The organism is Agromyces sp. NPDC058110, assembly GCF_042884735.1.
In the GTDB taxonomy this organism is placed as follows: Bacteria; Actinomycetota; Actinomycetes; order Actinomycetales; family Microbacteriaceae; genus Agromyces.
This window is the reverse complement of sequence record NZ_JBHVTI010000002.1, coordinates 447,278-469,098: the sequence shown is the minus strand read 5'-3', so window position 1 is coordinate 469,098 and position 21,821 is coordinate 447,278. Positions and strand designations below refer to the sequence as shown.

The 21,821-nt window shown below is 72.7% G+C and carries 22 protein-coding genes; 3 read left to right on the top strand and 19 right to left on the bottom strand.

Annotated elements, in window-relative coordinates; genetic code table 11:
* Nucleotides 1-62 precede the first annotated feature (62 nt).
* The 13 genes from ACFVS8_RS06710 to ACFVS8_RS06650 all read right to left on the bottom strand — a co-directional run bounded on the left by ACFVS8_RS06710 (nt 63) and on the right by ACFVS8_RS06650 (nt 12,377).
* Nucleotides 63-824, bottom strand: coding sequence for a hypothetical protein (locus tag ACFVS8_RS06710; protein WP_387059264.1), 762 nt, complete (start codon nt 822-824; stop codon nt 63-65).
* Nucleotides 825-930: 106 nt separating this feature from the next.
* Nucleotides 931-1,986 carry an alpha/beta fold hydrolase gene (locus ACFVS8_RS06705; protein WP_387059261.1) on the bottom strand — a complete coding sequence of 352 codons (1,056 nt, stop codon included), beginning with the start codon at nt 1,984-1,986 and terminating at the stop codon, nt 931-933.
* A 1-nt stretch (nt 1,987) separates the two neighbouring features.
* Nucleotides 1,988-2,629, bottom strand: coding sequence for a CoA transferase subunit B (locus ACFVS8_RS06700; RefSeq protein ID WP_387059258.1), 642 nt, complete (start codon nt 2,627-2,629; stop codon nt 1,988-1,990).
* Between the two features lies 1 nt (nt 2,630).
* Nucleotides 2,631-3,404 carry a CoA transferase subunit A gene (locus tag ACFVS8_RS06695; protein ID WP_387059256.1) on the bottom strand — a complete coding sequence of 258 codons (774 nt, stop codon included), beginning with the start codon at nt 3,402-3,404 and terminating at the stop codon, nt 2,631-2,633.
* Nucleotides 3,401-4,312, bottom strand: coding sequence for an alpha/beta hydrolase (locus tag ACFVS8_RS06690; RefSeq protein WP_387059253.1), 912 nt, complete (start codon nt 4,310-4,312; stop codon nt 3,401-3,403). Before ACFVS8_RS06690 ends, ACFVS8_RS06695 begins: the two co-directional genes overlap by 4 nt.
* The gene (locus ACFVS8_RS06685) at nt 4,309-5,055 is read right to left on the bottom strand and encodes a 3-hydroxybutyrate dehydrogenase (RefSeq protein ID WP_387059251.1); all 747 of its coding nucleotides are present in this window, start codon (nt 5,053-5,055) and stop codon (nt 4,309-4,311) included. The genes ACFVS8_RS06690 and ACFVS8_RS06685 overlap by 4 nt, the downstream gene beginning before the upstream one ends.
* Nucleotides 5,052-5,747 (bottom strand): TetR/AcrR family transcriptional regulator, encoded by a 696-nt coding sequence (locus ACFVS8_RS06680; protein WP_387059248.1) that lies wholly within the window; start codon nt 5,745-5,747, stop codon nt 5,052-5,054. The genes ACFVS8_RS06685 and ACFVS8_RS06680 overlap by 4 nt, the downstream gene beginning before the upstream one ends.
* Nucleotides 5,744-7,393, bottom strand: coding sequence for a class I adenylate-forming enzyme family protein (locus ACFVS8_RS06675; RefSeq protein WP_387059245.1), 1,650 nt, complete (start codon nt 7,391-7,393; stop codon nt 5,744-5,746). Before ACFVS8_RS06675 ends, ACFVS8_RS06680 begins: the two co-directional genes overlap by 4 nt.
* Nucleotides 7,386-8,678, bottom strand: coding sequence for a branched-chain amino acid ABC transporter permease (locus ACFVS8_RS06670; RefSeq protein WP_387059242.1), 1,293 nt, complete (start codon nt 8,676-8,678; stop codon nt 7,386-7,388). The genes ACFVS8_RS06675 and ACFVS8_RS06670 overlap by 8 nt, the downstream gene beginning before the upstream one ends.
* Nucleotides 8,675-9,550 carry a branched-chain amino acid ABC transporter permease gene (locus ACFVS8_RS06665; RefSeq protein ID WP_387059239.1) on the bottom strand — a complete coding sequence of 292 codons (876 nt, stop codon included), beginning with the start codon at nt 9,548-9,550 and terminating at the stop codon, nt 8,675-8,677. The genes ACFVS8_RS06670 and ACFVS8_RS06665 overlap by 4 nt, the downstream gene beginning before the upstream one ends.
* Nucleotides 9,547-10,299 carry an ABC transporter ATP-binding protein gene (locus ACFVS8_RS06660; RefSeq protein WP_387059236.1) on the bottom strand — a complete coding sequence of 251 codons (753 nt, stop codon included), beginning with the start codon at nt 10,297-10,299 and terminating at the stop codon, nt 9,547-9,549. The genes ACFVS8_RS06665 and ACFVS8_RS06660 overlap by 4 nt, the downstream gene beginning before the upstream one ends.
* Nucleotides 10,296-11,051, bottom strand: a complete 756-nt coding sequence (locus tag ACFVS8_RS06655) for an ABC transporter ATP-binding protein (RefSeq protein ID WP_387059233.1) — start codon at nt 11,049-11,051, stop codon at nt 10,296-10,298. The genes ACFVS8_RS06660 and ACFVS8_RS06655 overlap by 4 nt, the downstream gene beginning before the upstream one ends.
* Before the next feature lie 123 nt (nt 11,052-11,174).
* Nucleotides 11,175-12,377 carry a substrate-binding domain-containing protein gene (locus tag ACFVS8_RS06650; protein ID WP_387059231.1) on the bottom strand — a complete coding sequence of 401 codons (1,203 nt, stop codon included), beginning with the start codon at nt 12,375-12,377 and terminating at the stop codon, nt 11,175-11,177.
* A gap of 149 nt (nt 12,378-12,526) precedes the next feature.
* Here ACFVS8_RS06650 and ACFVS8_RS06645 point away from each other — a divergent pair, with 149 nt between their 5' ends.
* A complete protein-coding gene (locus ACFVS8_RS06645) occupies nt 12,527-13,711 on the top strand; it encodes an acetyl-CoA C-acetyltransferase (RefSeq protein ID WP_387059228.1) in 1,185 nt (394 codons plus the stop codon).
* A gap of 112 nt (nt 13,712-13,823) precedes the next feature.
* Nucleotides 13,824-15,077 (top strand): low temperature requirement protein A, encoded by a 1,254-nt coding sequence (locus tag ACFVS8_RS06640; RefSeq protein ID WP_387059225.1) that lies wholly within the window; start codon nt 13,824-13,826, stop codon nt 15,075-15,077.
* 109 nt (nt 15,078-15,186) lie between these two features.
* On the opposite strand, the gene ACFVS8_RS06635 is transcribed toward ACFVS8_RS06640, so the two are convergent.
* From ACFVS8_RS06635 to ACFVS8_RS06610, 6 genes are all read right to left on the bottom strand, one after another.
* On the bottom strand, nt 15,187-15,492 hold the full coding sequence (locus ACFVS8_RS06635; RefSeq protein WP_387059222.1) for an SHOCT domain-containing protein: 306 nt from the start codon (nt 15,490-15,492) through the stop codon (nt 15,187-15,189).
* A gap of 149 nt (nt 15,493-15,641) precedes the next feature.
* The gene (locus ACFVS8_RS06630; RefSeq protein ID WP_387059755.1) at nt 15,642-16,310 is read right to left on the bottom strand and encodes a response regulator; all 669 of its coding nucleotides are present in this window, start codon (nt 16,308-16,310) and stop codon (nt 15,642-15,644) included.
* Nucleotides 16,307-17,539 carry a sensor histidine kinase gene (locus tag ACFVS8_RS06625; RefSeq protein ID WP_387059220.1) on the bottom strand — a complete coding sequence of 411 codons (1,233 nt, stop codon included), beginning with the start codon at nt 17,537-17,539 and terminating at the stop codon, nt 16,307-16,309. The genes ACFVS8_RS06630 and ACFVS8_RS06625 overlap by 4 nt, the downstream gene beginning before the upstream one ends.
* Before the next feature lie 118 nt (nt 17,540-17,657).
* A complete protein-coding gene (locus ACFVS8_RS06620) occupies nt 17,658-18,983 on the bottom strand; it encodes a M50 family metallopeptidase (protein WP_387059218.1) in 1,326 nt (441 codons plus the stop codon).
* A 132-nt stretch (nt 18,984-19,115) separates the two neighbouring features.
* Nucleotides 19,116-20,201, bottom strand: coding sequence for a 1-deoxy-D-xylulose-5-phosphate reductoisomerase (gene dxr, locus ACFVS8_RS06615; protein WP_387059215.1), 1,086 nt, complete (start codon nt 20,199-20,201; stop codon nt 19,116-19,118).
* Nucleotides 20,202-20,256: 55 nt separating this feature from the next.
* A complete protein-coding gene (locus tag ACFVS8_RS06610; RefSeq protein ID WP_387059213.1) occupies nt 20,257-20,904 on the bottom strand; it encodes a 4'-phosphopantetheinyl transferase family protein in 648 nt (215 codons plus the stop codon).
* 90 nt (nt 20,905-20,994) lie between these two features.
* Between ACFVS8_RS06610 and ACFVS8_RS06605 the strand changes: the two genes are divergently transcribed.
* Nucleotides 20,995-21,771 (top strand): lysophospholipid acyltransferase family protein, encoded by a 777-nt coding sequence (locus tag ACFVS8_RS06605; RefSeq protein ID WP_387059211.1) that lies wholly within the window; start codon nt 20,995-20,997, stop codon nt 21,769-21,771.
* Nucleotides 21,772-21,821 lie beyond the last annotated feature (50 nt).

Genomic DNA, 21,821 nt, shown 5'->3' with positions numbered 1-21,821 from the left:
GGCCTGCCGACGCGTTCCCCATCGATCGGATGCCTCAGCCGACGTTCAGGCTCGCTCACCCGTCATGCGCAGCCGTCGGCGATCGCGTACGGCGCGCCGACCCAGATCACGACGGCGCCGTCGGCGGGGGCAGCGGCGCCGACGGCATCGCGCAGCACGACGCCGTACTCGTGCTCGACCATGCCGCCCTCGTGCTCGCTGTACTCGGTGACCGTCTCGGTGTCGACGCCCGGGCCCGAACAGGTCCAGTCATCGGGGTCGAGCCCGGCCTCGAGCGCTCCGAACTCGTCGCCCACCTGGATTCCGGAGGGCGTGGTCAGCTCGACACCGTCGTACGAGGGCGCGTCGAAGTACACGGCGAACCGCGGCCAGGACAGGCCGATGCCCTCGGCCTCGCGGCGCGCCTCGTCGTACGCTCGCACCTCGATCTCGACATCGCCCCACACGTGCGCCCTCGAGGGCGGGTAGTGGTTCGACCCCGGTCGGTCCTCGGTGACCGGGTCGCCGTCGAACACGGCGCTCAGGGCGCCGAGCACCGACTCCGGATCGTCGAGGTACGCGTAGCGCTCGACCAGGCCCCCGTCGGCATCGACCAGGTCGAGCGACGTCGCCGTCGCCACGAGCTTCGTAACGCTCGTCAACGGATCGACCGGTTCGGTCGGCTCGGTCGGCGGAGCGGGAGTCGGAGTCGGTGCCGCGGCCGCGGCGGTCGTCTCAGCCGGGACCGAGGGCTCTGCCCCGGTCGCGCTCGGCGCGCACCCGGCGAGCAGCGCCACCACGGCCGAAGCCGCGAGGATCGAACCAAGTGCCTTCGCACCGACCAATGTGACACCACGCTTCCTCGGGCATACGGAGCCTCGTCTCCATATCCTGCGGTACGCGATCACCGAGCGCGAGGCACGGTTCGATAACGGGCCTCGTCGGCCGCCGCTACCCGATGAGCGCGAGCAGCGCCTCCCGGAACGCCTCGGGGTGCTCGAGGTGCGGCGAGTGCCCGCATCCGTCGAGCTCGACCTCGGTGACGGCACCGCCGCCCGCGGCGTAGCGGGCCAGCACGGCCCTCGTCTGCGACACCATCGGCTGCGGCGGCGCGACCTCGGCGCCCGGCCACCCGGGGATGATCCCGGCCGCTCCGAGCTGGTTGAGGTCGAAGTACGACGCGTCGCCGACGATGGCGTCCTGCGCTCCGTGGATCCACAGCAGCGGCGGCTTGACCGCGAGGTCGGCGATGCCGCTCGTGTCGAACACCGTGGGCGCCATGGTGTTCAGCACGCCCCGCCCGCCAGGCGCGAAACCCGGCCAGTGATCCGAGGCCGTCGAGTCGCCCGGGTAGTGGTCGGGGCCCGTCGCCGTCGAGAGCATCGACTCGACCCACACGTCCTCGTGCTCCGAGACGAACCCGGGCGCGACGTAGCTCGAGCGGTACACCGCGCGCGGCGATCCGGGCTCGTCGCCGCGGTCGCCCGCCGCGAGGCGCGCCACGAAATCGGGGTTCGCTCCCCCGCCGCCCGTGCCCGCGGCATCCGGAACCAGCAGGGAGCCGTCGAGCGCGGTGCCGCCGAAGCCGTACGGCGACACGGGCGACTGCAGCGTCAGGCTCGCGACGAGCTCGGGCCGGTCGAGCAGGAGCTGCATGGCGACGCCGCCGCCCATGCTCCAGCCGACCACGTGCACGGCCCCGAGGCCGAGCTCGTCGATCACCGAGGCGACGTCGTCGGAGAAGTCGCGCACCCCGCGGGTCGCGTCGACGGGCAGTGCCTCGCTGCCGCCGAATCCGCGCAGGTCGACGGCGAGGGCCCGGATGCCGGCGGGCAGGCCGAGCATCGTCGGCTGCCAGAAGAGCGACGACGACACGTTGCCGTGCACGAACAGCACCGTGCGCTCGGCGGCGGAATCGGCATCCGCGACCCGTTCGAGCACGTTGGCGGTCAGGCGAGGCGTGTCGACGGAGCGCGCGCGGATGCCGGGCAGCAGCGTCTCGACCATGTCAGGCGACCGCCGAGGTGTCGAGCGGGGGCTCGGTCGCGGCGACGACCTCGTCGACCGTGACCCCCGGCGCGCACTCGACGAGCACGAGCCCGTCGGGCGTGACGTCGATGACGGCGAGGTCGGTGATGATGCGGTCGACGACGCGCCGGCCCGTGAGGGGCAGCGAGCAGTCGTGCACGATCTTCGGCGAACCGTCTTTCGCGACGTGCTCCATGAGCACGATCTTGCGGCGTGCGCCGTGCACCAGGTCCATCGCGCCGCCCGGTCCCTTGACCATCTTGCCCGGGATCATCCAGTTGGCGAGGTCGCCCGTGGCGGACACCTGCATGGCGCCGAGGATCGCGGCGTCGATCTTGCCGCCGCGGATCATGCCGAAGCTCGTCGCCGAGTCGAAGTACGCGGCGCCCGGCAGCACGGTGACCGTCTCCTTGCCGGCGTTGATGAGGTCGGGGTCGACGGCGTCGTCGGTCGGGTAGGGGCCGACGCCGAGGATGCCGTTCTCGGACTGCAGCAGGATCGTCACGCCCTCGGGAACGTAGTTCGGCACGAGGGTCGGCAGGCCGATGCCGAGGTTCACGTACGAGCCGTCGGAGAGCTCGCGAGCAGCCCTCGCGGCCATCTCGAAACGCGTGAGCGCCATGTCAGTTCCCCTCTCGCACGGTGCGGCGCTCGATGCGCTTCTCGATGTCGGAGCCGACCACGACGATGCGGTCGACGAAGATGCCCGGCAGGTGCACGGCGTCGGGGTCGAGCTCGCCGGCGTCGACGACCTCCTCGACCTGGGCGATGCATACCCGACCCGCCATCGCGGCGAGCGGCGAGAAGTTGCGCGCCGACTTGTCGAACACGAGGTTGCCGAACCGGTCGCCTTTGAGTGCGTGCACGAGCGCGAAATCTGTCGTGATGGCCTCCTCGAGCACGAACTCGCGCGAGACGCCGGCGACGTCGAAGGACTGCACGGGCTTCGACGGGCTCGCGACGGCGATCGTGCCGTCGGGGTGGTAGCGGCGCGGCAGGCCGCCGTCGGCGACCTGAGTGCCGACGCCGGTCTGCGTGAAGAAGGCGGCGATGCCGCTGCCTCCGGCGCGCAGCTTCTCGGCCAGCGTGCCCTGCGGCGTCAGCTCCAGCTCGAGCTCGCCCGAGAGGTACTGCCGTTCGAACTCCTTGTTCTCGCCGACGTACGACGAGGTCATCTTCGCGATGCGGCGGTTCGCCAGCAGCACGCCGAGCCCCCAGTCGTCGACGCCGCAGTTGTTGCTGACGACGCGGAGCCCGTCGACGCCCGAGTCGAGCAGGGCCTGGATCAGCACCATCGGGATGCCGCAGAGGCCGAATCCGCCGACGGCGAGACTGGCTCCGGATGGGATGTCGGCGACCGCCTCTTGAGCGGACCCGACGACTTTGTCGAGTGTCACGATGCACCTTCCTGTGTTTCCGCCGCCTCGATGCGGGCACGGATCACTGGGATCACGCTACCCGCGCCTCGGTCGGACATGACGATCGTGTAGTGGTTGACGTCTGGGATCTCGTGCACGGCGAGCTGCGGCATCCGCTCGGCCCATGCGCCGACGAGCCCGTCGGGGTAGAGCGGAGCGGCGTCGAGCAGTCCGCGGGGCGCGCGGAACACGTCGATCGGCCCCGGCAGTGCGGCGAGCGCGGCCGTGTAGCCGGCCGACCCGTCGAGCTCGACGGCGTTCACGGCGACGGCGGCGGCGTTCGCCGAGCTGCGCAGGTCGGGTTCGGCCCCGTCGACGTCGTACTCGACGTACTCCTCGATCGCCTCGCTCCAGTACGGCCCGAGCGCCGGATGCCGCCGCCAGAAGGCGACGTAGTCCGCGCGGGTGCGGAACGTCATCGACAGCCGCTCGAGCGCAGGTCCGAGCAACGCTGCGGGCAGGTCCTCCGGCGCGATGCCGTCGGGGTTCGGCACGGGCAGCCCGCCGTCGACGAGCGAGAGGCCGGCGACGCGGTCGGGATGGCGTTCGGCGAGGCGCACCGAGACGAAGGCGCCCATCGAGTGCCCGACGACGTGGGCGCGGTCGACGCCCAGCGCGTCGAGCACCGCGACGAGGTCGTCGGCGTGCTGCACGAGCGTGTACGGCGCCGGGAGCGCGTTGCTGCGCCCGCGACCGCGCAGGTCGGGTGCGATGACCCTGCGGCCCGGCAGCCCCTCCGCGAAGACGTCCCAGCTGCGGTGGCTCGCGGTGATGCCGTGCACCGCGAGCACGGGCGTGCCCGCGGCATCCGGTCGCCACTGCCCGCCCGCGAGGAGGCCGCCGGCCACGGGGGCCGCGAACGAGGTCGACGCGATCGTGGCGGTCATCGTGCGCTCCATCCGCCGTCCATCGTGTAGCTCGCGCCCGTGACCATGCCGGCGTCGGAGCCCGCGAGCCAGAGCGCGAGGCTCGCGACCTCGGTGGGTTCGACGAGGCGCTTCACGGCCGACTCGGTGAGCATGACCTTCGGCAGCACCTCGGACTCGGGGATGCCGTGCGCGATCGCCTGGTCGGCGACCTGCTTCTCGACGAGCGGCGTGCGCACGTACCCGGGGTTGATGCAGTTCGAGGTCACCCCGTGCGGACCGCCCTCGAGCGCGGTCACCTTCGAGAGTCCCTCGAGCCCGTGCTTGGCGGCGACGTAGGCCGACTTGAAGGGCGAGGCGCGCAGCCCGTGCACGCTCGAGAGGTTGATCACCCGGCCGAAGCCGCGCTCGTACATGCCGGGCAGCACGGCCCTGATCAGCAGGAACGGCGACTCGAGCATCAGCCGCATGATGAGTGCGAACCGCTCCGGCTCGAAGTCCTCGATGGGTCGCACGTGCTGGATGCCCGCATTGTTCACGAGGATGTCGGCCTCGAGGTCGAGGTCCGCGAGCGCGGCCGTGTCGCCGAGGTCGACCTGCCACGCCTCGCCGCCGACGTCGTCGGCCACTCGCGCGGCCGCCTCGCCGTTGAGGTCGGCGATCACGACGTGGGCTCCCGCGCCGGCGAACGCCCGGGCGCAGGCCTCGCCGATGCCGCTCGCGCCTCCGGTCACGACGGCGCGCCGTCCAGTGAGGTCGATCACGATGCCCCCTCCTCGGGCGCGTCCGAGCGCCCCGTCGTCGTGCGGTCGGCGGCCAGGTCGGGCCGGCCGAGCGCTCCCCCGATGAAGCGCATCATCTCGTCGAGCACGTGCTGCGGAACCTCTCGTGTTCCGCTCGCGGTCGGGTCGGCGTCGTCGCCCGGCTCGGCGTCGGGGTCGCCCCAGAGCACCCAGCGCATGCCGATCATCTCGCCGATGCCCATGAGCGCCCAGGCTGCGACCGTCGGGTCGATGTCGCCGATCTCGCCGTCGGCGGCGGCCTCGCGGAGGCCGTCGATGTACCCCTCGACGATGCGCGTGTAGTGCAGGCGCAGTGCGTCGGGCGAGACGAGCTCGGCCTCGCGCACGACGCGGTAGAGCGCCGGATGCTCGGCCGTGAAGCGGAAGAACGCCTCGAAGCCCGCGCGCTCGGCCTCGAGCCGGTTCGCGGCGCCCCGCGCACCCTCGCTCATCGCCTGGCGCACCCGCTGGTTCAGGTCCTCGACGAGCTCGTCGAAGATGTCGAGCTTCGTCGCGAAGTACAGGTAGAACGTGCCCTGGCCGACGCCCGCGCGGTCGGTGATGCGCGAGACGGATGCCTCGTGGTACCCGTGGTCGCTGAACACGCGCTCGGCGGCGGCGAGCAGCTTGCGGCGCGTCTGCTCGCCGCGGGCGGTGCGCGGTTTCGCGCTCATCGGCGGGCCTCCTCGTTCGATGCGGTGGATGGGGCGGATGGGGCGGGTGGGGCGGATGCGTCGGGTAGGGCCGACGCCGCGGAGGGGCCCTCGCGGTGCGCCGCATCCCGGACGGCGAGCTCGCGGCGCAGCACCTTGCCCGCCGTCGAGCGCGGGAGCTCGTCGATCACGTGCACGCGCCGCGGCACCTTGAACCGGGCGAGCGACGCCGTGGCGAACTCGAGCAGCTCCGCCGCATCCGTCATGCGGCCCCGGCCGAGCACGACCCATGCGACGCCGACCTCGCCCCAGCGTTCGTCGGCGACGCCGACGACGGTGGCGTCGGCGACCGCTGGGTGGGCCATCAGCACGGCTTCGACCTCGGCCGGCGCGACGCCCTCCCCGCCGGAGATGTAGAGGTCCTTGATGCGGTCGACGATCGTGTAGTAGCCGTCGGCATCGCGGCGCACGAGGTCGCCCGTGCGGAGCCACCCGTCGACGAGCGCCGCGTCGGTCGCCGCGGGATCGCGGTGGTACCCGGCGAACACCGAGGGCCCGTGCACGAGCAGCTCGCCCTCGGCCTCGCCGTCGAGGTGCTCGCCGGTGACCGGGTCGGCGACCGCGACGTCGACGTGGGGGTAGGGGCGCCCGGCCGACCCGGCGTGCGAGCGGGCGTCCTCGTCGGGCAGGCAGAGCACGTTCGGCGACGCCTCGGTGAGGCCGTAGCCCTGCGACAGCGCGACGCCGCGGGCGTGCCACGTGCGCAGCAGCGCGGGCGGCATCGGCGCACCCCCGACGATCGCGTGCTCGAGGCTCGAGAGGTCGGCGGCCGCGAAGTCGGGGTGCTGCGCGAGGAAGAGGTAGTTCGCGGGCACCCCCATCATGGTCGTGATGCGCCGGTCCTCGATGAGGTGCAGCACCCGCCCCGGGTCGAACGTGCGCTCGAGCACGACCGTCGCCCCGGTCCACCAGGCCAGCAGCGGCTGGATGTTCCATCCGCCCACGTGGTACTGCGGGAGCACCGCGAGCACGGTGTCGGTCGCCCGGATCTCGGCGATGCGCGAGAGCGAGAGGTTCGTCCAGAAGCAGTTGAGGTGCGTGAGCACGGCGCCCTTGGCGCGGGCCGTCGTGCCCGACGTGAAGATGATGAGCAGGGCGTCGTCGTCGGCGACCTCGGTGCGCAGCGCCGCCGCGGCCCTGGCCGCTGCCGCATCACGACCGGCCGGGCCGGCGGGCGCCGGTACCTCGGCCTCGACGCCGTGCGCGCCGAGCGGCGCGTTCGGGACGCGTCGGGCGAGACGGGCGAGCGTGGCCCTGGCGAGCGACTCGAACTCGCTCTCGACGAGCAGCAGCGCGGGCTCGGCGATCTCGAGCTGCTCGGCGAGCTCCCGCGGCGCGAGCCGCCACGACAGCGGCACGAGGGTGAGGCCGGCCTTCGCGCAGGCGAAGAACAGCACGACGTGGTCGGCGCTGTTGCCCGTGATGGTCGCGATGCGGTCGCCGATCGCGTAGCCGGCGGCCCGGAAGGCGTCGGCGAGGCGTTCGGCCCTCGCGTCGAGCTCCCGGTAGGTGAGTGCGACGCCGCGGTCGTCGATCGCGACGCGCTCCGGCGTCGCGCGGGCCCGGTCGCGGGTCCAGCGTCCGAGGGTGTGCAGGCCGTCAGGCATCGGTGGTCTCCTCGGCTTCGACGGGGTGCTGCCTGCGACCCGTCCGGATGCGCTGCGGGATGCCCGCGATGCCGCCGGGCAGGAACAGCACCACGAGGATGAACAGCGTCCCCAGGATGAACAGCGGCTCGGACAGCGGCACGCGGAGCACGGCGGGCAGCCCGGCGATGAAGTCGGAGCCCGCGAGCGCCGTGAGCCGCTGGTCGAGCAGTGTGTAGACGATACCGCCGACGATCGCGCCCCATCGATAGCCCACCCCGCCGAGCACGACGATGACGAGCAGGGTGAGCGTGAAGTCGGCCGTCGCGACCCGCGGCGACGCCCCCGACTGGAGCAGCAGGTAGCCCATGCCCGCGATCGCGGCGAGCACCGAGGCGACGATGAAGACGAGCAGCTTGACCGTGTACGGACGGATGCCGAGCACCCGCACGCGCAGTTCGTTCTCGCGGGTCGCCTCGGCCACGTGTCCGGCGCGGCTCTTCTCCACCCAGAGCACCACGAGGTAGACGAACACGAGCACGCCGAGCGCGACCCAGTAGAGGTTGCGCGTGTTCAGCACGCCCACGAGCGCGTCGGGCACGTTCGCGATGTCGAGCGAGAGCCCCTCGTCGCCGCCGGTCGCGCCGCCCGGGTTGCGGCGGATGAGCACCGACCCGGCCTGGGCGAACGCGAGCGTGACCATCGCGAACGAGATGCCCGTGACCCGCAGCGCGAGCGCGCCGACCGAGGCCGCGAGCACGAGTCCGAACACGAGCGTCACGCCGATCGAGGTCACGAAGATCAGCTCGCTCGGCCACGAGGCCGGCGCGAAGGCCTCGAGCGACATGCCGAGCCCGTAGGCACCGGCCGCGAAGAAGAGGGCGTGCCCGAACGACAGCAGCCCGGCGAGGCCGAACATCATGCGGTAGCTGAGCGAGAGCGCCGCGATGAGCATCGCGTAGGCGAGCAGCTGCAGGGTTCCGGGCGTGTAGGTCGGGCCGGGCAGCACGCCCGGGATGTCGATCGCGAGCAGCGGCAGCACCGCGAGCAGCGCGACGAGCGCGATGCCGCCGGCGAGCAGCCAGCGAGGTCGCCTGGCGGATGCCGCGGCGCGCGCCCCGGCTCCGGTCGCCGTCCCAGTGGGGCCGGTGGCCGCCTCCACCGGGCCGTGCGCGGTGCCCGGCGCCGTGCCCGGCGCCGCGGCGGTCGTTCCGGGCTTCGCGGTCGCGGATGCGGCGGCATCCGTCGTGGATCGGGATGCCGCGGCATCCGTCGTCTGCCGATCGGTGTCGGGCGTGTGCATCATGCGACCTTCCCCATGAGTCCGCGCGGGCGGACGAGCAGCACCGCGGCGAGCGCGACCACGACCACGAGGTCGCCGGTGCCGCCGAGGTAGAAGTTGGCGAACTGCTGCAGCACCGCGACGAGCACCGACGCGATCGCCGCGCCCGTGAGCGAGCCGAGGCCGCCGATCACCGTGACGATGAACGCGAAGATGAGCAGGGTCGAACCGAGGTGCGCCGAGACGTAGCCGTAGTAGACCGAGGCGAGCACGCCGCCGAGTCCGGCGGCCGCACCGCCGATCGCGAAGACGAGCGTGAACGAGCGGCGCACGTCGATGCCGAGCGCGGTGACCATCGAGCGGTTCTCGACCCCCGCGCGGATGATGAGGCCGTACCTCGTGCGCTTCAGGAAGAGCACGATGCCGCCGAGCACGAGCACCGCGCACGCGATGAGCAGGAACCGGTCGTTCGGGATCCTCGCGCCGAGGATCTCGGTGGTCTGGCCGAGCCAGTCGGGCTTCTCGGTGTAGATCGGATCGGTGCCCCAGATGCCCTCGAAGAGCGCGACGGTCGCGAGTGAGAGGCCGACGGTCACGAGCGCCTGCTCGATGTGCCGCTCGTAGAGGCGGCGGATGAGCAGGTACTCGGTGAGCGCCGCGACGATCGCGCCGACCGCGATGCCGACGAGCGCCGAGAGCGCGAGCCCCCACCAGGTGCCGTCGGAGACGCGGCGGCCGACCTCCCAGCCGAGGAACGCCGCGATCGTGAGGAACGAGCCGTGCGCGAAGTTCAGCACGCCCATGAGTCCGTAGATGAGCGACAGGCCGCTCGCGACGAGGAAGTACAGCGCACCGAGCCCGAGTCCGGTGATGACGAGCAGGAGCAGGGTGCTCATCGGGTCTCCTCCAGGGTCTCGGCGGCCGGGGTGCCTCCCGGCGCGTCGGCGGCGTCGTGCACGCCCAGGTAGCGGTGGATGCGCTCGTCGTCGTCGAGCAGGTCGCCCGCGGCGCCCGTGAACACGACGCGCCCGCCCGAGAGCACGACGACGCGGTCGGCGAGTCTGCGGATCACGTGCAGGTTCTGCTCGACGAGCAGGATCGGCACGGTCTTCGCCGCTTCGGCGAGCGCGTCGGCGACCTCGTCGACCAGCTTGGGCGCGAGGCCCTTCGTCGGTTCGTCGACGAGCAGGATGCGGTTCTCGTTCACGAGCGCCCTCGCGAGCGAGACCATCTGCTGCTGGCCGCCCGAGAGCGTGCTGGCGCGCTGCGCTCGTCGCGCGACGAGGTCGGGGAAGAGCTGCGCGATCAGCTCGCGCCGCGGTGCGGCGTCGCGCTCGGCGAGCCGGAGGTTCTCGGCGACCGTGAGTGCGCCGAAGACCTCGCGGTCCTCCGGCACGTAGCCCACCCCGCGCTGCACGATGCGGTGCGTCGGCAGCCGGTCGATGCGGTCGCCGTCGAGGCGCACCTCGCCCGTGCGGTCGATGAGGCCGAGGATCGACTTGATGGTCGAGGTCTTGCCGACGCCGTTGCGGCCGAGGAGGGCCGTGACGCCGGTCGCGGGCACCTCGAACGAGACGTCCTCGACGACCTGCTGGCCGGCGATGCGCCCCGAGAGGCGGTCGACGACGAGAATCGGCTCGCTCATACCGCCTCCCCGAGGTAGGCGGACTGCACGAGCGGGTTCGCCATGACGGCCTCCGGGGTGTCTGCGGCGAGGAGCTCGCCGTGGTGCATGACCGCGACGCGGTCGACGAGGCCGAGCACGACGTCCATGTGGTGCTCGACCATGAGCACGGTGCGGCCGCCGCGATGCAGGCCCCGGATCACCTCGGTGATCGCCGGCACATCGCCCGAGGCGACGCCGGCCATGGGCTCGTCGAGCAGCACGACCTTCGGGTCCATCGCGATCAGCATCGCGATCTCGACCTTGCGCTTCTCCCCGTGCGCGAGTCCGGCGGCCTCTGCGTCGGCCCGGCCGGCCAGGCCGACCTCGTCGAGCGCGGCCAGCGCGGCTCCGGTCGCGTCGTCGGTGCGCCGCGGCATCCGGAGCACGGATGTCGCGCCGCCGGCGTGCGCCTGGGCCGCGAGGCGCACGTTCTCGAGCACGCTGAGCGCGGGGAACAGGCTCGAGGTCTGGAACGTGCGCCCGAGCCCGGCGGCGGCCCGGCGGTGGATCGGCTCGCGCGTCACGTCGTGCGCGTCGAGGCGCACCGTGCCCTCTGTGGGCCTCAGCACGCCCGAGATCACGTTGAACAGCGTCGTCTTGCCTGCGCCGTTCGGGCCGATCACGCCCAGCATCTCGCCGGGACGCACGGCGAGCGAGACGTCGTGGAGGATGCGAGCGCCGCCGATGCGGAGGCCGACGTGCTCGAGCTCGAGCATCGGATGGTCGGTCATGGGTGGTTCCCTCTGTGGATCGGGGTTGGGTCGGGGTCGTGCCCGAGGTCGTGCGGGCGAGCGGGCCTCGGGCGGCCGCGCCGGATGCGGTCGGCCGCCCGAGGAGTCACCGGCCCGGGCGGGTCACTCGCCGGCGACCGGCGGTGCGACCTGCTCGGCGTCGATCGTGTCGACGAGCTCGGGCACCCACGTGTCGCCGTCCTTCACGAGCTTGGCCTGGTACATCGGCTGGATCATCGCGTGGTCCTCGGCGCGGACCGTGATCTCGCCCTTGACCGAGTCGAAGGTCCAGCCCTCGAGCGCGTCGATCATGCCGTCGACCGTGTCGCCGCCCTCGCGCACGGCCTGCACGATCATCTGCGCGGCGACGAACCCGTCGGGCGAGAAGAGGTCGGGCTCGGCGCCCGCGGCCTCGAGGTGCTCGATCATCGCGGCCTCGGCGTCGGTGCCGGCGGCACCGCCGAAGTAGTGGTTGAGGAACGAGATGTCGGAGGATGCGTCGCCATAGGCGCCGTACGTGGCGACATCGCCGAGGCCCGTCACGACGGGAACGGCGTCGAACACGCCCTGCTGCGAGAGCGAGGTCCACATGGCGCCCGACGACGCACCGGCCCACGCCACGAAGACGAGGTCGGGTTCGGCCGCGATGAGCTGCTGGGCGAACGGCGTGAACTCGGTCGCGTCCTCGGCGACGAGCACGCCCTCGACGGTCGCGCCCTGCCCGCCGAGCACGGCCTGCACGCCGGCGAGGTTGCCCTGGCCGAACGCGTTGTCCTGTGCGAAGACGACGACCTTCTTGCCGGCGGGGTCGCCGATGAACGTGCCGGCGGTCGCGACGTCCTGATAGGTCTGGCGGCCGGAGCGGAACGTGTACTCGTTGACACCCGTGATCGCGTCGGCCGCGGCCGGACCCGAGATGTAGAGGATCTTGTTCTGCGCGGCCTGCTCCGCGAGCGCGGTCGCGATGCCCGAGGCGGCCGTGCCGGCGAGGATCTGGTAGCCCTGGCCGATGAAGTCCTTGGCCTTCGAGACGGCGGTGTCGGGGTTGCCCTGGTCGTCGCCCCACTCGATGTCGAGCTCGCGGCCGTCGACCGTGCCGGTGCCGTCGGTGGCGTAGTCGAGGCCGGCCTCGAAGCCTGCGGTGTACGCGGCGCCGTATGCCGCGAGCGGCCCGGTCTGGCTCGTGAGCATGGCGACCTTGACCGGCTCGCCGGTCGCTCCGGAACCGGCGTCGCCGCCGGCTTGCGCGGTGGGTGCGCATCCGACGAGTGCAATGGTCGCGGCGGCGATGACGGCCGTCGCGAGGTACTTCTTCGTAACCCGCATTGGAGTGCCTCTCAACAGTGAACGGCTGGGACTGGTGCAAGAACCTGACAGGTGGTTCAGGTCTCAGGAAAGTACAATAGGCTCGACCCCCGAGCGAACGCAAGCGGTATCGATCCGAGCGGACGCACCCGAACGAAGGAGTTCCTGGAATGCCCACCACAGACGTCGTCATCATCGCCGGCGCGCGCACGCCGTTCGGCCGCATCAGCGGCAACCTCGCCGGCCTCTCGGCCGTGGAGCTCGGCGCCGTCGCGATCCGCGGTGCGCTCGAGAAGGCCGGGGTCTCGCCCGACGACGTCGACCAGGTGCTCATGGGCCAGGTGCTCCAGGCCGGCGCCGGGCAGAACCCCGCCAAGCAGTCCGCGGTCGCCGCCGGCATCCCCTGGCGCGTTCCCGCCACCACCATCAACAAGGTGTGCCTCTCCGGGCTCGTCGCCGTCACCGACGCCGCGCGCCTGATCCGCCTCGGCGAGGCATCCGTGGTCGTGGCCGGCGGCCAGGAGTCGATGACCAACGCACCGCACCTGCTGCCCGGGTCGCGCCGGGGCAAGGCCTACGGCGCCTGGGAGCTGCTCGACCACGCCGCGCACGACGGCCTCACCGACGCGTTCGACCGCGACTCCATGGGCGCCTCCACCGAGCGCTTCAACGGGCGGTACGGCATCGAGCGCCTCGAACAGGACGAGATCGCCGCGGCTTCGCACCAGCGCGCGGGGCGGGCGCAGGCCGAGGGCCTCTTCGCCGACGAGATCGTCGCCGTCGAGATCCCGCAGCGCAAGGGCGACCCGGTGGTCGTCGCCGAAGACCAGGGCGTCCGGCCCGACTCGACGGCCGAGACCCTCGCGGGCCTCCGCCCCGCGTTCGATCCGGCCGGCACCATCACCGCGGGCAACTCGTCGCCGATCTCCGACGGCGCGGCGGCGGTCGTCGTCGCGAGCCGCGACTGGGCGGAGTCCCGCGGGCTCCCCTGGCTCGCACTCGTCGGCGCCTCGGGCCAGGTCGCCGGCCCCGACAACTCGCTGCACTCGCAGCCCTCGAATGCGATCGCCGCCGCCCTCGAGCGCGAGGGCCTCGCGGCATCCGACCTCGACCTCGTCGAGATCAACGAGGCCTTCGCCGCCGTCTCGCTGCAGTCGATGCGCGACCTCGACCTCGACGCCGACCGCGTGAACATCCACGGCGGCGCCATCGCGCTCGGGCACCCCATCGGCGCCTCGGGCGCCCGCCTGGCCCTGCACGCGGCGCTCGAGCTGTCGCGCCGCGGCGGCGGGCGGGCGGCCGTCGCGCTGTGCGGCGGCGGCGGGCAGGGCGAGGCTCTCCTGCTCTCGCGCTGACGCGCCGGTCGGCACGACCCGACGGGGCGGATGCCTCGCGGCGGCGTCGATACGACGGGCGGATGCCGCGGCATCCGCCCGTCGTCGGCCACGGCCGTGTCACGATAGCGCCATGACCCAGGCCCCGCCGCCACCGTTGCACCACCGCCTGCGCCGCTTGGTCGGCCGCGACCCGAACCAGCCGCACCGCGCCGCGACGCCGCTCGAGCTGCTCTACGACCTCACGTTCGTCGTGGCGTTCAGCCAGGCCGGCACCCAGGCCGCGCACCTGCTCGAGCTCGGGCACTTCGGCACGGCCGCGATCGCGTTCGCGTTCGCCGTGTTCGCGATCTGCTGGGCGTGGATCAACTACTCCTGGCTCGCCTCCGCCTACGACAACGACGGCATCTACGTGCGCATCGCGACCATGGTGCAGATGCTCGGCGTGCTCGTGCTGGCCCTCGGCCTGCCCGACTTCTTCCACTCGATCGACGAGGGGCACCACGTCGACAACGCGGTCGTGATCGCCGGCTACGTCGTCATGCGCATCTCGACGATCGCGCTGTGGCTGCGCATCGCGCACGACGACCCGTCGGCACGGCGCACGGCGCGCGGTTACGCCATCGGACTCGGGGCCATCCAGCTCGCCTGGATCGCGATGATCTTCCTCGACCCGCCCCTCGTGGTCGCGCTCGGGCTGATGTTCGTGCTCGGGGTCTGCGAGATGATCGTGCCGCCGATCGCCGAGCGACGCGGCGGCGAGACCCCGTGGCATCCGCACCACATCGCCGAGCGGTACAGCCTGCTCGTGATCATCACGCTCGGCGAGATCGTGCTCGGCACGATCCTCGCGATCTCGGCCGTGGTCGAGGAACAGCAGTGGTCGACCGAGGCGGCGGGCGTCGCCCTCGGCGGCACGCTGCTCGTCTTCGGCCTGTGGTGGAGCTACTTCACGGTGCCGTCCGGGCGGCTCCTCGCCGCGTTCCGCTCGCGTTCGTACGTCTGGGGCTACGGCCACCTGATCGTGTTCGGGTCGCTCGCGGCCACCGGGGCGGGCCTCCACGTCGCCGCGAACGTGATCGCCCACGAGGCCCACATCGACGGCGTGCAGGCGCTGCTCACGATCGTGGTGCCCGTCGCGGTGTTCCTCGCCATGCTGTTCCTGCTGTACGCGTACCTCCTGCGGCGGTTCGACCCGCTCCACGTCATCGTCTACGCCCTGAGCCTCGCGGTGCTCGCTGCGGCCGTGGTCGCGGTCGCGGCGGGGGCGAGCCTGCCCGCCGGCATCCTGATCGCGGCGTTCGCGCCCGTCGTCGTGGTCGTCGCATTCGAGACGATCGGGCACCGGCATCAGGCCGAGGCCCTGCGCGCGGTGCTGCCCGACTGACGCGGGCACGACGAGGGGCGGATGCCGCGGCATCCGCCCCTCTCGTGAACGGCCTGTTCCGGCGACCGACGCGGAACACCCGTGCGGTGCCGCACGGGTGCTCGCCGGGTCAGGCGCCCGGACGGTTCGCGCGCAGCACCTCGAGCCGGGCGCGGTACTCGGTCTCGTCGATGTCGCCGTTCGCGAAGCGCTGGCCGAGGGTCTGCTCGGCGCTCGCGCCGCGCGCCCACGGCGGGCCGTAGCCGTCGGGCCCGCCGTTCGCCCAGTAGCGGCGGCGTCCGCGGCTCACGCCGAAGATGATGAGGCCGACGACGAGCAGCCAGAAGAGCGGAATGAGGAAGAAGACCCAGCCGAAGCCGGCCGCCCATGGGCCGGCGTGCGCGACCACGGTTGCCGTGGCGAGGGTGGAGAGCATGATGGTGTTCCCTTGATCGTGGCCCGCTGGTCGGGCCGTCGATCAGAGTCTCGTCGTGGCGAGGCCCCGGCGGATCCGCCCCCGGGAGGCACTTCGGCTGCTCCCCGGGGAGCACGTCGCGGCCGGGCGCGTGCGCGGTCGCCGGTCCGCTACTGCCAGCCGGGGGCGACGAGCCCGGTCTCGTAGGCGGTCACGACCAGGTGCACCCGGTCGCGCGCGTGGAGCTTGGCCATGATGCGCGACACGTGCGTCTTGGCCGTGAGCGGCGAGAGCACGAGCTCGGCGGCGATCTCGTCGTTCGTGAGGCCGAGCCCGACGAGCCGCAGCACCTCGCGCTCCCGCTCGGTGAGCGCGCCGAGCCGTTCGCGTTCGGCGTCGGGGGCGTCGCGGAGGCCCGTCGACATGCGCTCGAGCAGGCGCTTCGTGACTCCCGGGGAGAGCAGCGCCTCGCCCTCGGCGACGACCCGCACCGCGCGGATGAGGTCGACCGGCTCGGTGTCCTTCACGAGGAACCCGCTCGCCCCGGCCCGCACCGCCCGCGCGACGTACTCGTCGAGCTCGAACGTCGTCACGATCACGACGTGCACGCTGGCGAGCGCGGGGTCGGCGGCGATCTGCTCGGTCGCCCAGAGCCCGTCGCCGCCCGGCATGCGGATGTCCATGAGCACGACGTCGACCGGATGCCGCCGCACGACCTCGAGCAGCTCGGCGCCGGTGGAGGCCTCGCCGACCACCTCGATGCCGGGCTCGGCCGCGAGCAGCGCACGGAACCCCGCGCGCACGAGCAGCTGGTCGTCGGCCAGTGCGACCCGGATCACGGCGTCGCCCGCCACGGAAGGTGAGCCTCGACGCGCGTGCCGCGGCCGTCGGGCAGCGGAGCCACCTCGACCGTGCCGCCGAGGAGGGCCGCGCGTTCGCGCATGCCGAGGATGCCGCTGCCCTCGCCCGAGGCGGCGGGCAGGCCGCTGCCATCGTCGTCGACCTCGAGGCGCAGCTCGTCGCCGACGCGCTCGACGGTGACGATCGCCCGCGTCGCGCGTGCATGCCGCACGATGTTGGTGAGCGCCTCCTGGATGATGCGGTAGGCCGCGAACTGCACGGCACGCCCCGGCGCGTCGCCGCCGAGGCGGTCGTCGAGCGTCGCCGCGAACTCCGCCGTCGCGACCCCGGCGACGAGCCGCGGGAGCTCGGCGAGCTCGGCCTGCGGCGAGAGCGGGGCGTCGGCGTCGCTCCGGATCGCGCCGAGCACGCTGCGCACCTCCTCGAGCGCCGTCTTCGACGTCTGCTTGATGTTCGCGAGCGCGGTGCGGGCCTGTTCGGCGTCGCGGTCCATGAGGTGCAGGCCGACGCTGGCCTGCACGTTGATCTGCGAGAGCGCATGCCCGATGACGTCGTGCAGCTCGCGGGCGATGCGCACGCGCTCGCGCTCCTCGGCCGTGCGGCGCCGTTGCAGCGCCTCGGCCCGGTAGTGGCGCATGCGCTCGTCGCGCGTGCGCACGAACGCGCCGATGCCGAAGCATGCCGCGAGCGCGAGCGTCGTGAATGCGACGCGCACCGGATGCCACGGCTCGCCCCAGACCGACACGAGCACCACCGCCGCGACCCAGCCCGTCGCCACCGCTGAGACGGCCCACGCCACGGCGCCGTGCGCGACGGCGATGACGATGGCGAACGCCAGGGCGATGTACGGCGGGCCGGCCACCGGCACCAGTACGACGTCGGCGAGCGCGGCGGCCGCGACCACGGCGACGGTCACGCCGGGCCACCGCCGTGCGCCGAGCAGTGCGACCGGCCCGGCTGCGGCGAGCAGCACCTGGAGGAGGCCCTGGCCCCAGCCGGCGTGCGTGACGATCGCGATGCCGATGGCGGCGGGCACCTGCACGAGGAGGCTGATCACGACGGGCGCGAGCAGGCGGAACCGCGCCGACGCGCGGAAGCGGCGGCCACCGCCGCCCATGCCGTCCGCCGCGTCGGCCCAGCCGCCGTCGGCCCGGCCGCGGGCCCAGGGCGGGCCGTTCCAGCCGGAGCCGGCTTCCCAGGGAGGCATCCCCCGATCGTATCGATCGGATGCCGCGCCGGGATCCTCCTCGCGGAGGCTCATCGGCTGCTCCTGCGGGAGTACCCCGCCGTGGTCGACGGGGCCTGGACGGTGCGCGGCATCACGATCAGAACAGCTGCACCGGCTTCACGAGGTCGGCGTAGATCAGCAGCGCGCTCATGGCGCCGAGCACGACGACGACCGCGAGCGTCACGGGCATGAGCTTGGCCATGTCGACGGGACCGGGATCGGGGCGCTTGAACAGCTTCGCCCAGCCGCGCCGGATCGCCTCCCACAGCGCTCCGGCGATGTGGCCGCCGTCGAGCGGCAGGAGCGGGATCAGGTTGAACACGAACAACGCGATGTTCAGCGACCCGAGGATGCCGATGAGTCCGGCGACCTTGTCGCCCATCGCGAGCTGGTCGGTCGCGGCCACCTCGCCGGCGACGCGGCCGACGCCGACGACGCTGATGGGGCCGTTCGGGTCGCGCTCGTCGGGGCCGAACGCCGCGTTGGCGACGTCGACCATGCGCTGCGGCAGGTTCACGACGATGCCGGCGACGCCGGCGATGTTCTCGCCGACCGTGGGCAGCACGGCGGTGACGGGCTGCTGCACGCGCGCCGACGTCGGGCCGATGCCGACGAAGCCGACCTTGGTCGTGACCGGGTCGCCGTTCTCGTCTTCGACGACCTGCCCGTTCTCGTCGGTCACGTACCGCTCGCTCAGCGCGGGCGTGACGGTGAGCGTCTGCTCTGCGCCGTCGCGCGTGACGACCACCGCGAGCGGGTCGCCGGGGTGCGAGCGGATGATCGCCGTCGACTGCTCCCACGAGGTGATCGGCTCGCCGTCGATCGACACGATCACGTCGCCGGGCTGCATGCCGGCCTCGGCCCCCGGCGCCGCCGGGTCGTCGGCCTCGCAGGTCTGCCGCTCGCTCGTCGCGGGCAGCACGCACTCGTTGACCGAGGCGACCGTGGTCGTCGTCTGCGGCACGCCGAAGCCCATGAGCAGCACGCCGAAGAGCAGCACCGCGAGCACGAGGTTCATGAACGGACCGCCGAACATGATGATGATGCGCTTCCAGACGGGCAGCCGGTAGAAGGCGCGCTCCTCGTCGCCCGGCGCGATCGACTCCTGGCTCGCGTCGCGCGCGTCCTGCGCGAGGCCCTTGAAGAACCCGGTGGAGTCCTCGTGCACCTGCTCGCCCCGCTTGGGCGGGAACATGCCGATCATCGAGATGTAGCCGCCGAGCGGAATGGCCTTCACGCCGTACTCGGTCTCGCCGCGACGCCTCGACCAGACGGTCGGGCCGAAGCCGATCATGTACTGCGTGACCTTGACCTTGAAGAGCTTCGCCGGCACGAGGTGGCCGATCTCGTGCAGCGCGATCGAGACGGCGAGGCCGAGTGCGATGACGACCACGCCGAGGATGAACGGCAGCACGGAATCCATCCGATGAGCGTACTGCGAGCGGCCGGGTGTCGCCTGACGCTCCGCTGTGAGGCGGCTTTCACCCCGCTGCGAGAACGCGCCGATCGTCGACGCCGCCTCGGCCGCCCGGCTTCAGGAGTCGGATGCCGCGGCTCAGGCCTTCGCGATGCGCGCGTTCGCGGCGGCGCGTGCCGCCCGCTCCGACTCCCCGAGCGAGGCGAGGGTGAGCTCGCGCTCCGGCGGCTCGTGGGCCTCGACGACGGCCTGCACGGTGTCGACGATGTCGAGGAACCCGATGCGGCCCGCGTGGAAGGCCGCGACGGCCTCCTCGTTGGCGGCGTTGAACACGGCCGGGTAGTCTCCCCCGGCGCGCCCGACCTGCTTGGCGAGCGAGATCGCGGGGAACGCCTGGTGGTCGAGCGGCTCGAACGTCCACGACGACGCGACGGTCCAGTCGAGCGGACGCCCGACCGCGGCGACGCGGTTCGGCCAGTCGAGCCCCAGCGAGATCGGCAGGCGCATGTCGGGCGGCGAGGCCTGCGCGATCGTCGACCCGTCGACGAACTCGACCATCGAGTGCACGATCGACTGCGGGTGCACGGTCACGTCGATGCGGTCGTACGGCACGTCGAAGAGCAGGTGCGCCTCGATGACCTCGAGGCCCTTGTTCACGAGGGTCGCCGAGTTCGTGGTCACGACGAGGCCCATGTCCCAGGTGGGGTGCGCGAGCGCTTCAGCGGGGGTCACGTCGACCAGCGACTCGCGGCTCCGGCCGCGGAACGGACCGCCCGAGGCGGTCAGCACGAGCCGGCGCACCTCGTCGTCGGTGCCGGAGCGCAGCGCCTGCGCGATGGCCGAGTGCTCGGAGTCGACCGGCACGATCTGCCCCGGCTTCGCGAGGCGCGTCACGAGGTCTCCGCCGACGATGAGCGACTCCTTGTTCGCCAGGGCGAGCGTGGTGCCGCGCTCGAGGGTCGCGAGCGTCGGCCCGAGCCCCACCGAGCCTGTGATGCCGTTCAGCACGACGTCGGCCGCGACATCCCGCACCAACTGCACGGCCTCGTCGATGCCGACCGCCGTGTGCTCGACGCCGAACTCGGCGGCCTGCGCCTCGAGCGCCGCCCGGTTCGACCCGACCGCGAGGCCGACGACCTCGAAGCGGCCGGGGTTCGCCCGGATGACGTCGAGGGCCTGGGTGCCGATCGAACCGGTGGAGCCGAGGATGATGACTGAACGCACGTGACCACTGTAGGCCGCCGAGCGAACGGCGACGCGGTTGCTCCGCCGTCGGCGCTCAGCCGATGACGGCGACGGATGCCGCGTGCGGCCCAGGCACGGGCAGGTCGTGGAACGCCACCCGCTGCCAGAACGACCCGAACTCCGGCACGCTGCGCTCGATGCGGCCGTGGCCGCCGTCGGATCCGGGGATCGACAGCGCGAGGCGCGACGGCTCGATGAACTCGGTGTGCCCGAGCGCCCGCAGCAGCGCCGTCTTGCGGGCCCAGAGCGCCGCGCGCACGACGGCGCTCCGATCGGCGTCGAGGTCGCGCAGGGCCGCACGCTCGTCGGGGTGGAACGCGGCCTGGTCGAGGCGCTCGCCCGGGTCGGCGTCGGCGGGCACGACGGGCTCGACCGCGACCCCGAGCGGATGCCGCGTGCCCGCCGCCGCGACGATGGTGTCGCCGTGCGTGGCGACGTCGGCGAACCACGGCCCGCCCGACGGGGTCAGCGGATATGCGACGAGCACGCGCCCGTGGCGCGCCCCGCACTCGGAGCAGGCGTGCACGAGCTCGACGTCGTCGGCCGGAACCGACGCGGCGTGCGCGATGAGGCCGCGGAGCGCGAGATCGACACCGGGCTGGCGCCGGCCCCCGGCGAGCACGAGGGCGCGCGCTCCCGTCTGCCCGAGCTCGATCAGCTCGCCTTCGGCCGTCACGTCCACGTTCCCCATCCTCCCGTACCGATCCTGCCGCGACGACGCGCCATGGTCCATATTCCGGGCGCGGAATGACGGCGCGCCTACTGTCGGAGGGTGACAGAGCACGACGAGCACGAGCCTCAGCGCGCCCCGGCGACCGCCGAACCCGTTCGGCAGGGCCCGGCATACCGCGTCTTCCGCGGCATCCTGAGACCCTCGACCCGGCTCATCTACCGCCCGACGATCACCGGCACCGAGCACGTGCCGGCGACCGGGCCGGTCATCCTCGCGAGCAACCACCTGTCCTTCATCGACAGCGTCGTGATCCCGATCGCCTCACCCCGCCCGGTGCAGTTCCTCGCCAAGAACGACTACTTCACGGGCACGGGCTTCCGCGGATGGGTCTCGCGCACCTTCTTCACGGCGATCGGCGCCGTCGGCGTCGAACGCGGCGCCGGAGCCGACGCCCAGGCGGCGCTCGACGCCGGCCGATCGATCCTCGAGGCCGGCAACGCGTTCGCGATCTACCCCGAGGGCACCCGCTCGCTCGACGGCCGGCTGTACCGCGGCCGCACGGGCGTCGCCTGGCTCGCCCTGACGACCGGCGCACTCGTGGTGCCCGTCGGCCTCATCGGCACGCAGGAGATCCAGCCCGTCGGCGCGAAGATGCCCAGGGTGCGCCCGGTGACGGTGCGCTTCGGCGAGCCCATCGACGTCTCGCACCACGGCCCCGCGACCTCGGGCCGCGCGCGCCGCGCCGCGACCGACGAGATCATGGCCGCGATCCACGCGCTCTCCGAGCAGGAGCTCGCGGGCGTCTACAACGAGAAGCCCGTCGAGGGCACGCTCGCGAAGATCGCCGACCGCATCGCCCCGCGCGAACGGCGCTGATCGCCGCCACGCGGCATCCGGTCGATTCCCAGCGCCCGCGGCATCGGGGC